Raw genomic sequence first — 14,260 nt, 5'->3', positions numbered from 1 at the left:
AAAGGATGAATCTAGAGACATTCCTGCACAATTTGCATTTTGATATTGATCAGATAAGCCCAACAGATTGGGAAGTGGATTGGGAAGATGCACCGCTTGCCTATAAGCTTTACCGCGGTTTGCCGGTTATTCCCCTTTCGCTGGAAGTTCCCCTTTCTCTTGAAGAATGGGAGGCACCGGCAAAGCCTGACCTTCGGAGAATCGGTCATTTTCTCTGGTATGTATTCGGCCTTAATCAATTTTCCCAGTCTGTCACTCCATTTGGTTCCAATGAACAAGCGGATAATATTATGCAGTCGTTTCGGAGGCCTGTTCCTTCTGGCGGAGGTTTATACCCCAACGAATTATACATGTATCTGAAAATGGAGGATTTGCCGGAGGGGTTGTACCATTATGATGTGCTGCACCATCGCCTGGTCTTGCTGCGTGAAGGCAATTTTGATTCATATGTAGCCCGGGCACTTGGCAATCGCTGTGATGTATCCTCTTGTTTTGGTACTGTGTTTGTGTCGACCATGTTTTGGAAAAATTTCTTCAAATACAATAACTTTGCTTATCGTCTGCAAGGCTTGGATGCAGGTGTGGTGATTGGACAATTGTTGGAGGTTTCGAAGAGGTTTGGTTTTGCAGCGGGGGTGTACTTCCAATTTCTTGATCGCGCCGTCAACCATCTCCTTGGACTGCCTGAACAGGAGGAGAGCGTATATGCCGTTATCCCGCTGTCCGTTGAACCGACCAGCTGGTTTACGAACAGAAGCAGCATAGACGGGGTGGTCTCAGCCTCCGATTTGTGCCAGGAAGTGACCTCGATTCAGAATCATTACTGCGTCAGGTCACATAGAGTGAAAGAATTTCCCATGTTAACCAGCATAAATCAAGCATCCATGCTGGAATCAACTCAATCGTTTCACCAAATCACACCGGATGAGAGCCATTGTGAGGGGAGGGCGGTGGCTCTTCCTCATGTAAAAAGGATATCTTATGATCTGGCATCAGTCTGCAGAAATCGGTATTCACCGGACATGGATTTCGTTTCAGGAAAGGTTAGCGGGAACCAGCTGGCAGCTCTGCTGCAGGAGGCAACTGCTTCGTGCTCGTACCGAAACGATTTAGATGGGGCATTTGATAAGCGCAAGTCACGTGTCACGCTTTATGCCTGTTTGAATAATGTGGAGGGCATTCCGAATGGAGCTTATTATTATGACAGCGATACTCATTCACTTCGGGAGATAAATCACGGAGATCATCGACTTGTTCTGCAATACGGAATGCCAGCCGGTAATGTGAATTTGTTCCAAGTCCCCCTATGCCTGCATGTTGCAGGGGATAAAGATTTCTATAAAAAGGCACTTGGCTACAGAGGCTATCGCATTCAGCAAATGGAAGCCGGCATGCTTGTGCAGCGACTGCTATTAGCGGCGACAGCCCTCGGGATGGGCGGGCATCCACTTCTCGGATTTGATGCGAAAATGTGTGATGAAATTTACAGGATAGATTCACAGGGAAAAACAAGCCTCATCCAAATCCCGATTGGCTTCTACCGGGCCCGTCCATGGTTGCGGGGGAATTTAATTAGCTAGGCAAGGCGAAGATGCTGTTGGATGTGAATTTGAGATACCTCTATCAAATTACTAAACTGCCTTTCACAGGAAGGCGCCATCTGCTATTGGCCAGAAGCCATTAGGGAGGCGCCTTTTGTTATGCTTGGATACTTAAAATATGGATGGGCCAACTCACCCTCCGATGTGTTATTGTCCGAATTTTCGATGATAATGGGACAAGGCCATCAGGGGAAAGATGTACTGGTAGCTGTGATAATGGATGTAGAAGCTTCCTGCCATGGCTTGCCCCTTGGGATAGGCTGTTGTCCAATCTTCTTTATCAATCGAGTTAAGCAAATAATGGATTCCTTTTTGAATGGCTGGTGTCGGTTTTTCTTCAACAGCAATCAAAGCATCCACTGCCCATGAGGTGTCTGTAATGGTGCTCGCATTCAAGGGGACGTATGACTTTTGGCTGTCGCTCAGGCACGATTCTCCCCAGCCGCCATCACGGTTTTGAGTGCTCTTCAAAAAGCCGGTGCCCTTCCGGACGGATGGGTGGTTTGCAGATAATCCTGAAGCCATCAGCCCTGTGAGAGAAGCCCACGTTCCATATATATAGCAAACTCCCCATCTGCCATACCACGAACCATTGTGTTCCTGATTTTTCAAGAGCCAGTTAATCGCCTTCTTAAAAGCAGGATGGTCCTTTGGAAGATCTGTATAGTTTCTCAAAAACTCTAATGTCCTTCCTGTTAAATCCGCGGAGGTCGGGTCACCAAAAATATATTCCCCCTTTTCAATCGGAAGAAAATCGAGCCAAGGATTCTCGGTATTTCTTTCAAAAGAAGGCCAGCCGCCATCGTCATTCTGCATCGACAAAAGCCAGCTTATGCCCCGGTCCCAAGCTTGCTGATAACCTGTACTGCCTTTAACGCTTCTGGCAATTGATCGCAGGGAAGCGGTCGTGTCATCCACATCAGGGTTGACTGTATTGACATCTGAAAAGCCCCATCCGCCCGGCAGGGTACCTGGATTATGAATGACCCAATCCCCAATCTGATCATGCTGACGCTTTAGCAGATAGGTGTTTGCCTTATGAACAACGGGGTCTTCAGGGGAGACACCGGCCATTTGGAGAGTGGAGTTAATAAGGGACGTGTTCCACACACTGGCATCTGCATATTGCATATGCGGGAGGCCGTCTATATCTGTCTGAAGCGATTTCAGACCATTCACGGCATTTTTAATAATTGGGTCATTCTTTGAGTAACCCAGGGATAATAACGCAAAGATCATTAAAAAGGTCGAACTGAAATAACTATAAAACGTTCCATCCGGTTCAATGCGCTCCAGCATATATTTTTTTGCCCGGTCCATCGCCATTGAGTGCAGCTGCTCGGGCAAACCCAATAATTCTTCAATGCCCTCTTTGATAGAGGATAATAAAGACCGCCATTCTTCCTGAATTCCCCAATTCGGTATGCCAGCTCGGGACAGTCTTAAATCGGAAAGGTCGGGGCTATTTTTCGTTATTAAACTAAATTTATTTTCTGCCAGAATCAGAATTGGCGCAAGATTCACTCGCCCATACACAGAAAACTGATAGAAGTTAAAGGGAAAAGAAAGAGGCAGAAGCATAACTTCGACAGGGATTGGAAAGGATGAGGGCCACTCGTACTGTCCGGTGGAAGAAAGCATGATTTGCGTAAATAGATTTACATTTTCCATCCCGCCATTCTCCAGGATAAACTGCTTGGCAGCAATCATCCTCGGGTCTTCCTTCTGAACATAGCCGGAATATAAAAGCGCGTAATAAGCCTCCAGCGTGGCAGTGGCATTTCCATCCCTTTCATCGTAAAAAAGCTTCCAGGCGCCATTTTGATTCTGCTTGCTCAATATGCGGGAAACCAGCCCCCAAATTAATTTTTCATCATGTATTTCCAGTGTCCTTAATAAAATGATCATATAGGCATCTGTTGAAATGCCTGTTTCAAATGGATATTTCCATGATCCATCATGGGACTGCTCATTTTTTAGCTTATTGATTAACCTGTGAATGCCATGAATGGTGTTGGTCATGATATGCACATTCCTCTCCCGGTAAAATTCATCATACTGATACATATTCATCTGGCAGGGGGAGAATTCATGGAGGAGGGGATCCCAATCTTTTTGCGAAAAAAACAAGAAAAATCCCCTATGGATGCAATAAAAGAAGAATTAAAGAAAAGGAAAAAAGTCCAGAAAGCTGTAAATCTATCAGAAGAAGAAAAGAAGATCCTGCAGCAAATTAAACGTGAAACCCAGGAATGGAATAAAAATAATGTCACAAGAACAAAAGCTTATCTGGATTTCTACCGGCAGTATCCGGAGGTTCACTGGGCGTTTCTCGGGCATATGGTTTCCCGGAATGGCGGCTGGAACATGACGGATCTTAAGGGTGAGCTGCTGTCCAGATTATTATCGGACAAGGAGAAGCAATCCTTTTTTTCTTTTTTGGAAAGAGGGAATTGGCTTATCTTTCAGGATGCCTATCCGCAATTTTTGATTTATCGTGAAAGCCTGAAAAGAAACAGACCGTTATTTTTCCTGTTTCCTTTCTTCAATATCTCCGTCTTTATGGAAGCAACCTGGAATTGCTTCTGGAGAAACCCGCAGTCAAACTTTCTCACGATAGCCCTGATTATTAATGAACAAAGCTATCTGGAAAAAAGGGTGATTCAGAATCACAGTTATAAACATGATGTTTTTCAAAAGCTTGAATTTAAGCTTCAGGAGCTGCTATCACTCAATCACATCCTTTTCCCATACAAAAAGGGAGGAGCGACTCTTTTGAGGGGACAGACCTTATATCATTTTGAGTCATTGCATGAACGAATCTTATTAGGGAAGAGGCTGTATGCTGTTCTTTTCAGGAACAAGGATGTGCTGGCACTCACGGAACAGTGGGCGAACCGCCACCCCCATACGGGCTCAAGGAAGGATTATTGGCCAAACATTTTTAATGTGATCCATGAAGGGCTTCCAGGTGAAAAATATCAATTTCAATTAAAATCGTGCAAACTGAGGCCAGGAGGGAGAAGAATCTTTAGTCCCACCCTTGAACACGCATGGGAAAACGTAAGACATGCAGAAGCGGAAAAAGGGGATTGGTTTGATCACGACAATGGACTGAATGATTTTAATGAATTAGAAGATAACATTAATGGGGAGATTCAGGATGCATACTGTCAAACACTTGAAAGACTCGAGCTCGCAGCCCTTGCAAAAAAAGCCGTCACAAATTGGCATTAAAAGCTACATACCCGCCATGCTGCTGGCTTCCTTACTGGGGACTTATTTAGATCTCTATTATGTCGGAAAGGAGCTTTACGACTTTCCGATTCGCCCCCTTCCATCGATTTTTACTATCAATATAGGATTTACACTGCTGGTCCTTCCCATCACCATGATTCTTCTTTTGAAAATCATGCAAAGGTGTAAAAGCTGGTTAAGGGTCCTATTGGTATTGTTCATCAGTTTGGCGATGGCGGTTATGGAAAAAGTGGCAGAGGATCTGGGACTGTTCGTTCATGCCGATGATTGGAACCACTTGAATACGTTTGTGGGCTATTGCGTATTTATTGGGCTGGTATATGCATTTCATGGATGGGTGAAGAGGGAGAGAGAATAAGAGACTGGCATGGAAAGAATTATAGTTTCCATGCTGCTCTTTTTTATTTGGAAAAGAATAAACAACAATAGTTATGTAATATGTTTAACTGTAGATGAACATGGAAAAGCGATGTAACAGCCATTAAGGGTTTCATTAGAGGTGCATTTTTATAAATTGAAGCTAAATTTACACACGGATAGACAATTAAAATGTCGCAAAAATAATACAAAAAGACTCCCCGTGATCAAGTCACAAAAATCCAAAATGTATATTAAAATGACCATCAATTTGTAAGTGAATTTGATGGCATTTTTTATCGATATAACGCGAATAATTATAAAAATAGAAGTGAAATTGCAGTCCAATCGTATATCAAAATGTAAGGTTACAGAGATTTCTGTTACCTCGCAAATTGGACTGCAAAATGCTGTGTTTTTTATTTACAAAACCACGTTTTTCTTTGGCTTTGGCTCTGTTAATATTCATTGATGATTTTCGTATAGGTATGAGAATTAATAGGCGGAGAATTTCCGGCTAATGTATATAGAGAAAGCTTAAGAAGCAGAGATAAGCGGAGGAATTCCGGTTAACTGCTCTAAATAAGCCAAACTTCTAAAATTTGGTTCATATAAGCGGAAAAACTCCGCTTATTCTTAAGGAAATATGGGTATTTCCCAATTTAAACGGAATTTTTCCTGTTATTTTTCAAACACAGTGAAATCAACATTCAGTTTTAAAATGTACCTTGGCCATAAAATGCATTTTGCTCTTTGTAATGTTCTTACATAACAAAAAGCACTGCATTTTGCAGGACAAAGTGCATAACAAATATAAGGAGATTTATAAACGTATTTTTATAAAAAGTGACAGATATCTGAACACGTTACCGTGATCCGCAAGTTTTTAATGCAGCAGGAAATATTATAGTCTTTTTTAACAAAAGCATCTGATTGTTTAATTACGGCTGCTCTACATATTTTTGCTTTCCTGAAGAAGTTTGGATTCTCCTGTACGTTCCCATTCTTCTACTGTTTCATATGCTTTTTCAGGAGAATATCCCTTCCCTACAAGAACTCCCATTAGAATAAACTCTTGAAGAATGTGTGTCATATTAATTCCTCTTTTAACGTCCTCCAAGCCTTCTTTTACCAAAAACTCCGTATGTCTTACCCATTCATCAGGAGTCTTTCCGAAAGCTAGTGTTTTCCCATTTCCATTAGCCAAACCTTCTTCCATTGCCATTGCATCTGCCTTTGTTTTATGAACGGTACCAAATGGATGGTTTGGCGGGGCATATATGGAGTACAGTTTCAAAGGAACATTTCCTGTGTTTGTGACATTGTGCCACACTCCAGCCGGTATCATAATAGCAGAGTCATCAAAGATTCTCCATTGGAAACTTAAATTATCTTTACTTTTGCCCATTTGCACAATCCCCTGACCTTGTTCAATACGTAAGAACTGATCCACATCAGGGTGAATTTCCAATCCGATATCTTCGCCAACATTAAGACTCATTAATGTAACCTGCAAATGATTTCCTGTCCATAGTGCAGTACGATACGTGTTGTTTTGTTTGGCGGCCTCATTGATATTTATGACAAATGGGTTTGATCCATAATCCTTTAATACGTTTCTGTTATCACCATAAAAAGACCGATAAGAACTAAATGTCAACTCATTAGGAAGAGCCCAATAACCAGTAGGATTTCCGTAAGTATGCGCTGGTACATTTGCATAATAAGGATTTTGATACGTGTAGGGCATATAGTACATTTTCCTCCATCCCTTCATATTATTTATTATCAATAAATTATCTTATGTACGTAGAAGAGGAATGTACTTATTAATGTTAAATGACCTCTTACAATCCCAGGTACATTTCAATTCCCTTTATATAGTCTAATAGGAGAATAATTTGGAATTAGGAGCGCGATGGGCCAAAACAACTGCTCAGCAGCAGGAAAATAATTCAAGAGGTGAAAATACAATCCATGTATGCGAAAAATTTTTACTCCCATAATCAACCCACTTATCATAATTTGCAACAATCATTAGAAAGACAAAATGCTAACGACTACGGAGCCAAAGGGGCTTTGAATGCCCCAACATTAACCTTACCTCAGATGCTAACTTATGCTTTACAAGACGAATTTCTTGCTCAGGCTAGGTATAATAATATTCTTTTAAACTTTGGTTATATACGTGCGTTTGCCCGAATCCAAGAAGCTGAATTAAGGCATATTAGTGCGTTACTTCCTCTTTTTGAACGATATCAAGTACCTGTTCCAGAAGATATTTCAAGGATGTTTGTTACTACCCCTGAAACTATAAAAAACGCTTTTGCCTTTGGAGTACAAGGCGAGATTGAGAATATAAGTATGTATAATAAATTTCTTTCTTTAAATCTTCCGACGGATGTCAGAACAGTTTTTACACAGTTAAGAAATGCATCATTGAACCATTTGGATGCATTCGAAAGAGGCCTAGCCCGAAATGATGTTTGGAAAAAATAGTTCCCTTTGTGAGTCTATGGGAGCCTTAAGGAAATGAGGTGGATAATCTTCCTTTGAGGGATATCCACAATTATTTTAATGAAATAAATTGATTACACATTCCAATTCACTCTATGGGATCCGACCATTAGAGGTCTGGATTGTAATGATTGCACTTAACCCAGGGGTGCATTACTATGGTGCGTTAGTCCAAGAAGGATTAAAGCTTTTCTCGTTGTACTAACGGTACAGTTTAGATTAATAAGCCAAGTCGTATGTTTGGTGAATTTATTGCTTGTTCAATTTTTTGGAATACACGCTCCTAAAACAGTAATTAACATATCTTATGGTTAATTACTGTTTTAGGAGTGAAATATATGTACTACCATAATCATTTTCCGTATATGAATCAGTACCCTAATTATCTTAACGATTGTACGAATTTTACTCATTTATCAAATAGAAATTTACTTAACAATTATCAAACTAGGTTTACAACTAATAATTTTGCATCGAATAGTTTAAATAGGGGCAGAACTAGCTTTTCAAAAGAGGAAGCAGCAGCAATAGCTTTACTTTTAGGTATTGACTTTACCAAAAATAAGTTTGATTTAGATGAGTTTTGGATGGGGGTAAATACTGAACTTGAACACGGGAAACAATCCAGCCAAACGAATGTTACAGGGGATGACCCACTAATTACGGGGAAAATTGCATTGGCTCATCTTAGCGAGTTTCCTGATTATTATAAAAGATTAAAAGTTCTTGAGGAGGAAGCAAAAGCATATTGGAACAAATAATTATCCTATTAGAAATTTGTATTGTTTGAATACCAAAATAACAATTTTTGATTTGCAACATACATTTCAGCAATTTAATGGTTTTGATTGTGAAGAATTACAAATGGGTGCTTTGAAACAATAAGAAATAAAAATAAAGGAGCCTAAAATACGCAAGTTTTTATACACTGCATGTATATTTAGGCTTTTTTACATTCATAAAACATATTGCCATAAACATCATTTTTTAATTGCCCAATACATAAAAGATGATAAGTATAATAGAAACGATCAAAAGCAGTGAATTTCATTTGCGAAATCCACTGCTTTTATTCTTATTTTTAGATATGCTTTTTCTGTGCGGGAAAAGGTATTTCTTCACAATATTAACATTCATTTGGGTTATCATTTTGCCATGTTCAAAGTAATAAGGGCTTAAAAGAACGTCTTTGAAACTATTCATCCAGCCTTTTATCAGCCTATTACTTTAGTAGTCCGTAACAATGACGTCTCTTTCTAAAAATGTTTCGATTAACTCACTAATTTGAAAAGCGACTTGGGGCGCATCATAATTTTCAAATGCATGTTTATAGTTCTTTTTATAGCCCAGGGTTTCGTCGTAATGGGCCATGTGGCGCTTTATGTCTTCTTCAGGATCCTGACGCTCTTTTTGACGCTCAATAACCGTATCACGATCTGCAAAAATAAAGAAGCACATGACACGTTCACCATACACCTTTTTTAATTTTTCTGCACCTTCAGGATTCAAAGTCAAATAAATGAGGTTATGCTTTTGAAATGCCTTGACGATATCTTCTTCGCGAATCCCATAATAATACCCATCGATTTCAACACTCTCGAGAAATTCCTGCTGTTCTTGCATAAGTTTGAAGGTTTCTACAGTGACGAATTGATAGTCTTCACCATCTTTTTCATAATGCCGGGGGGAGCGGGTGGTGTAGGAAAGAACGGTTTGCATATCAAACGCAGTAGCGACCATTTTAGCAATGGTTTTTCTTCCTGAACCATCAGGGCCGGTATAAATAAATATTTTTTCTTTTCCTTTAATCTGATACATACATAACCTCCATTATTAAGATTTTTAGGCTGTTTTCATAAACTTTGTTGCTTTTTAAACAAGTTGTGCGGAAAGGTTGATTTCCGCTCCAGGATGCTCGCTTTCCGCGGGGCGGGCGGTGAGCCTCCTCGGCGCGCAGCGCCTGTGGGGTCTCACCTGTCCCACTCCTCCCGCTGGAGTCTCGCACCTTACGCTCCAATCAACCAACCTTATTTATCAATGTTTTTATTCACAAATCTAAAATAAAAACAACAAACTTTTAGAAAACAGCCAAATTTTAAGAAAGAAACATCTCCCCCGGGAAAGTTATAGTCTGTTCTTTTGCAGCACCCATTTGGAAAGCTCTTTTTAATAATGAGTGAAGATGTCCCTTATATGATTGTACATTAATATTCGTTCCAATTTGCATAAATTCGTTAATATTAACAGAAAATTCAAAAGTTAGTATTCTTAAGGCTCTGTTAAATTGGCCTGTTGATTTCAGCACGAGGCACTCCCTTTGATCCGCACTCCCGCAGGACTTTGAATAAGCTTCCTTGATTAAGCACCGCACGAAGGAAATGCGAATGCATTTTCGAGGAGCTCGTGCCTTCCGCTCCAATCAACAGGGTGCTAAAAAATAACAATAAACTTTCAGAGAGCTGTTCTTAAAATAATTTTACAAAGGAATCTAGTATGTATTTTTGCAATTCATGGAAAACTCAGGAGCAGCAAAATTTCTTCTATAAGACAATTATTAGTTTTTACAGCGGTTTATTAAGGGGAGTTAACAGTCTATTTACAATTAGGTGTACTTCCGATGGTTCGACATTTTTTTAAGAATGACTTGTTATAATGACATTGTTTTAGGAAGGAGAGGGGGGAAATCGACTTAAGATAAACTAGCAGCAGTCACGGATTGCCTTAGAGTTTAGCAGCAAGATTCATAACCACCTTGTGAGAAAGCTATTTTGCATTGATTAGTAGTATTCGTGTCAAAAGGATACAAGGAGGAAACGTGGATGGAGCTTTTCCTTTATATTGGGACCTATCTATCCGTCTCAGTTGCTCTTGGCTGGCTGATTTCCATTGCTTTTAAACTGTTTCTAGAGTAGGTTCAATTTTGGTTTGTAAAAGGCAAAGTTGTAGATTAAAAGTTATTGGAGAAGGGTTTCAACGGAGAGATTTTCATAGGTTCCCAGAAACAAAGAATTAAAAGAGACTTGATACATACAGCCAGATCATACATACAACATCGAATCCATTCGTGTTTTTGGTTCGTACAGAAAGATAGATCGGCTACTCTTACTATCCAGGGAGGGAATTGACGTGTGGATTTTAACCCTTTTTTTACAAGACAGCATTAAAATGTTTGAGTATGATAACAAGGATGAAGCGAGAGTAGAGTTTGAAAAGGCAGATGGATGTAAGATTCTCTCTGAGATCATCCATTATGTGGACTTTGAAAAAGAAGGAAAGGTAAAAAGAGGAAAAGCCAGAACTCCCCCTTGGAAATTTTAAGAGAAGATTATGGGGGTCAGTCCCCCATTAGGTACTGAATTCCTTAGGATATAATAAACCATCTATATACCCAAAATATAGATGGTTTATTTCATTCATGGGTTCAAATAAAGGTTTCTGACCCCGGCTGCTTAAGTTGGGCATCACTAAGTAATTGGTTAAGAGCAAAGTCAATATTGGAATGATTTTTTGGTTCCAGCCATTCTTCCTGAATGATTACATAAGAGCAATTTTTGCTATTTAGGTAACTATAAATGATCTGGGCTTGATCAATTTCATGCCTGCTTACATCGATCGGTGTAGGATCATGGTTTTTTAAATAGGGTAAGATCGTTGTTTTTATGTTTTCACTCAGCTGTTCAAGATTGTTTTCTATTGAATACTTTTGGCTAAAAAGGACCTTTGTCCTTTTAATAAGGAAAAATTTAATGAAGCTATCATTTATTTTTTCGATGATGGCGATTAGATGGTTTTTTTCTGTGAACTCGATCATTTTTTCTTTTTTTAACAAGGCGTTTACTGCCTGTATCGAATCCCTATATTTTGAGGCAGTTTCAAAATCACATTTCTCAGCTGCGGTGATCATCATGTGCTCCATTTCCTCGACTAGCCTCATGTCTTGGCCATTAAGAAATGCAATTAACTTGTCCAGGACTTCATTGTACTGCTGGATCGCAGCACCTCCCATACATAGACCATTACACAATCCTAACGAGACATTTAAGCAAGCTGTGTTCGAATGGTAAGGATTGCTGCAATTTAGTTTAAAGCAGTCCTTTATCCCCTGGATGGCTTTTGCCGCAGTATTTTTGCTTGTAAAGGGTCCAAAATATAGTTTGCCGTCACGCGCAGCAGGGTTATAAGTTATTTCGATTTGGCGATAATCAGTGTTGACCGCAATTCCTATATAGACAAAGGACTGCGGGCTTTTCATCATCCGATTATACATCGGATGCCATTCCTTAATGAGCTGACATTCCAGCATGAATGCTTCAAATTCGGTATCTGTCTGGATATATTCAAAGTCCTTTAAGTGATGGATCAGTTTTTTTACCTTGGGCGAATGAGTACTCGAATGCCTGAAATAGGTTTGAACCCGATTCTTTAAGTTTTTCGCCTTGCCTACATAAATAATTTGGTCAGAGGAATCTTTCATAAGATAAACGCCCGGTGATAAGGGCAGCTTTTTCACTTTTTCTGATAGATTTATTGTTACTCAGCCCTTTACTCGATTATATCTATCAAGTATTTTATCACGATTGAACGGGAAACTGGCAAATTATCGCTTTAAGTTATTCACTCAGGGGCGGGACGAATTCCAGATTCGATTGCTCCTTGAAACCACCCATATATTATGGCAGGTGGGAACGAACCAAGTTAGGCGTACATAATATGAGCAAGGGAAAATAGAGCAAGTTGGAGGGAGAGGAATAACATGTATCGTAATGGAATGAATCAACAGGGTTCACCCAATGGACTGATGCAAGTTGTAGTAGTGGAGCCTTTTGTGTATGCAGCACTTCATAGCCTGATTGGAAAGAGAGTGGTTATTGATACATCACGCGGTCCAGTAGACGGAACGATTGCTGATGCAAAACCTGACCATGTAGTGGTTCAACAACATGATTCTACATTCTTTGTTCGTATTAGTGAAATCATTTGGATTATGCCAGAGTCTAAATAATTCTTACCTTATTTAAACATCCGATTGCAAGAATTAAAGATCGAGCTGTCTATGAGGCAGCTTTTTTGTGTGCTCAAGGGCATTTGGCGGCACTAGAGATATGCAAAATGGAGTAAAGTGGTACGAGCAAAATAAAGTTTAATATAAAAAGTTGCTTTCAGCTAGGAAGATGACTTATACAAATCATAGATATTTGCATTAAATATAATAAGAGTAACAGAAAAGAGATAACGATCATTTGTGGAGTTGTAATTAAATTATTCTCTTAATTTAGGTATTATGGCTCCTTAGCAGCCATTGATCAAGAAAAGGACGGACATAAATTAGCAGCACAAAATAAACAGTCAAAATTACTGGAGAAATGACAAACCAATAGCTAATGAAGTTTTTAATCATTTATTTAAATGGAAAGAAGGAATGTAAAATGCTTAGCTGCGAAAATCGGAAAGGACTAACTGTGAGCTCTGGTCCGATTCATATCCCTGCTTTAAATCAAGGGAACCTTGTGAATGACAGACTTGTTGTTACTATTAAAAATCACTCCAACCAAGCATTTCAAGCGAGCGTTGTCGTCGAAGAATGCAGACCTGATTTAACCACCACAATCATGCTTCCCTCCGCTAGTAATATCAACGAAAGAACGTTAGCTTCTTTTCCTAAAGAAACGATTCCTGGTAACAAGTGCAGAGTATATAATGTAGCAATACCCGTTAATTCGTTTCCTTTTATTAAAGTGACTTCCCCAAGGGTGACTATGAAGCAATTGAAGGAAGACCAGCAGGTGGTAAACTGGAGATTAGCGTAGTTGCCGGCACAGGAAGAACGCTTACAGATCTTCCTGCACATGGACTGCGAATTGCTGATGCAGCCACATTTGTCCCTTATGGAAGCTGGTTTATTGAATAACCTGATTCTAATTTCTCCCTATTAAGTTCTTGCAGAAATGCCCTGGTACAAAATAGATAGGGGACAGGCCCAACACAGTTAATTACTCTGTGAAAGGATAATAGAGAGACAAGTTTAATTCGAAGTTCCTTCCCAATGCTGGATGATAAGAGAAAGGACTTAATTGGTGCTGCCAAGGTGCCAGGCTTAATACTCAAAATAATTAGCAGATAAAGGAGAGAGCACACAAGCCAGAAGTTCTATCTCCTAGTTTAGCGGTTTAAAATAGTTGGATATAAAGACAAAAGCCTTCCATCAAGCGATGAAAGGCTTTTTGTCTGTACTCATTCTTTCGTCAGAACAGACAGAACTTCACCGGTAATACTTTGCGCTTCCTGCTTAAATGCAGCGGGAAGGGCCGTAGCGATCGGGTGAAACACTTCCGTTTTCATTCAAGTTATGAGTATCACCTTGATCCGGGGCGAGAGTACAGGAAATTAAAAAGGTTTTTGAGTTATAAGGGAATAAGACTTCAGCAAATTTGATTAAAGTTTCTTTTACATATGTCATAGGAATTGAAGTGTGAATTGCATACATTACTTTTAAATTTACCTGAGCCTTTATATGGAAAAATGAATTC

12 protein-coding genes and 2 pseudogenes are annotated in these 14,260 nt (G+C 39.6%); 8 read left to right on the top strand and 6 right to left on the bottom strand.

Annotation, left to right across the window (positions count from 1 at the left end):
- The first annotated feature begins 5 nt into the window (after nucleotides 1–5).
- The gene (locus tag J7I93_RS01345) at nucleotides 6–1,580 is read left to right on the top strand and encodes a SagB family peptide dehydrogenase (protein WP_214722635.1); all 1,575 of its coding nucleotides are present in this window, start codon (nucleotides 6–8) and stop codon (nucleotides 1,578–1,580) included.
- 168 nt (nucleotides 1,581–1,748) lie between these two features.
- On the opposite strand, the gene J7I93_RS01340 is transcribed toward J7I93_RS01345, so the two are convergent.
- Nucleotides 1,749–3,623 carry a terpene cyclase/mutase family protein gene (locus tag J7I93_RS01340; protein ID WP_214722634.1) on the bottom strand — a complete coding sequence of 625 codons (1,875 nt, stop codon included), beginning with the start codon at nucleotides 3,621–3,623 and terminating at the stop codon, nucleotides 1,749–1,751.
- A gap of 69 nt (nucleotides 3,624–3,692) precedes the next feature.
- Here J7I93_RS01340 and J7I93_RS01335 point away from each other — a divergent pair, with 69 nt between their 5' ends.
- Together J7I93_RS01335 and J7I93_RS01330 are read left to right on the top strand one after the other, a co-directional pair.
- Nucleotides 3,693–4,838, top strand: coding sequence for a DUF2515 family protein (locus J7I93_RS01335; RefSeq protein ID WP_214722633.1), 1,146 nt, complete (start codon nucleotides 3,693–3,695; stop codon nucleotides 4,836–4,838).
- On the top strand, nucleotides 4,807–5,217 hold the full coding sequence (locus tag J7I93_RS01330; RefSeq protein WP_214987727.1) for a CBO0543 family protein: 411 nt from the start codon (nucleotides 4,807–4,809) through the stop codon (nucleotides 5,215–5,217). The genes J7I93_RS01335 and J7I93_RS01330 overlap by 32 nt, the downstream gene beginning before the upstream one ends.
- A 951-nt stretch (nucleotides 5,218–6,168) precedes the next feature.
- On the opposite strand, the gene J7I93_RS01325 is transcribed toward J7I93_RS01330, so the two are convergent.
- Nucleotides 6,169–6,975, bottom strand: a complete 807-nt coding sequence (locus J7I93_RS01325) for a cupin domain-containing protein (RefSeq protein WP_214722631.1) — start codon at nucleotides 6,973–6,975, stop codon at nucleotides 6,169–6,171.
- Between the two features lie 299 nt (nucleotides 6,976–7,274).
- On the opposite strand from J7I93_RS01325, the pseudogene J7I93_RS01320 reads away from it, so the two are divergent.
- Together J7I93_RS01320 and J7I93_RS01315 are read left to right on the top strand one after the other, a co-directional pair.
- Nucleotides 7,275–7,715 (top strand): annotated as a pseudogene (locus J7I93_RS01320) (hypothetical protein); the annotation flags it as partial.
- Between the two features lie 356 nt (nucleotides 7,716–8,071).
- Entirely contained in the window at nucleotides 8,072–8,494 is a 423-nt protein-coding gene (locus J7I93_RS01315; RefSeq protein WP_214722629.1) for a DUF5661 family protein, read from the top strand.
- Nucleotides 8,495–8,960: 466 nt separating this feature from the next.
- Here the strand turns inward: J7I93_RS01315 and J7I93_RS01310 are convergent, their stop codons facing one another.
- Nucleotides 8,961–9,551, bottom strand: coding sequence for a guanylate kinase (locus J7I93_RS01310; protein ID WP_214722628.1), 591 nt, complete (start codon nucleotides 9,549–9,551; stop codon nucleotides 8,961–8,963).
- Between the two features lie 277 nt (nucleotides 9,552–9,828).
- A complete protein-coding gene (locus J7I93_RS01305; RefSeq protein ID WP_214722627.1) occupies nucleotides 9,829–10,038 on the bottom strand; it encodes a hypothetical protein in 210 nt (69 codons plus the stop codon).
- Nucleotides 10,039–10,859: 821 nt separating this feature from the next.
- On the opposite strand from J7I93_RS01305, the gene J7I93_RS01300 reads away from it, so the two are divergent.
- Nucleotides 10,860–11,051, top strand: coding sequence for a hypothetical protein (locus J7I93_RS01300; RefSeq protein WP_214722626.1), 192 nt, complete (start codon nucleotides 10,860–10,862; stop codon nucleotides 11,049–11,051).
- A 103-nt stretch (nucleotides 11,052–11,154) separates the two neighbouring features.
- On the opposite strand, the gene J7I93_RS01295 is transcribed toward J7I93_RS01300, so the two are convergent.
- Nucleotides 11,155–12,243 (bottom strand): GIY-YIG nuclease family protein, encoded by a 1,089-nt coding sequence (locus J7I93_RS01295; RefSeq protein WP_353050248.1) that lies wholly within the window; start codon nucleotides 12,241–12,243, stop codon nucleotides 11,155–11,157.
- A 243-nt stretch (nucleotides 12,244–12,486) separates the two neighbouring features.
- Between J7I93_RS01295 and J7I93_RS01290 the strand changes: the two genes are divergently transcribed.
- Both J7I93_RS01290 and J7I93_RS01285 read left to right on the top strand, forming a co-directional pair.
- Nucleotides 12,487–12,735, top strand: coding sequence for a YuzF family protein (locus J7I93_RS01290; protein ID WP_214987730.1), 249 nt, complete (start codon nucleotides 12,487–12,489; stop codon nucleotides 12,733–12,735).
- A gap of 424 nt (nucleotides 12,736–13,159) precedes the next feature.
- Nucleotides 13,160–13,540 (top strand): hypothetical protein, encoded by a 381-nt coding sequence (locus J7I93_RS01285; protein ID WP_214722625.1) that lies wholly within the window; start codon nucleotides 13,160–13,162, stop codon nucleotides 13,538–13,540.
- Nucleotides 13,541–13,964: 424 nt separating this feature from the next.
- Here the strand turns inward: J7I93_RS01285 and J7I93_RS25325 are convergent.
- Nucleotides 13,965–14,063: pseudogene (locus J7I93_RS25325) on the bottom strand (UGSC family (seleno)protein); the annotation flags it as partial.
- Nucleotides 14,064–14,260: the final 197 nt, after the last annotated feature.

It is taken from the genome of Bacillus sp. ISL-47, from assembly GCF_018613175.1.
Taxonomy (GTDB): domain Bacteria; phylum Bacillota; class Bacilli; order Bacillales; family Cytobacillaceae; genus Cytobacillus.
This window is presented reverse-complemented; position numbering and strand designations above follow the sequence as displayed.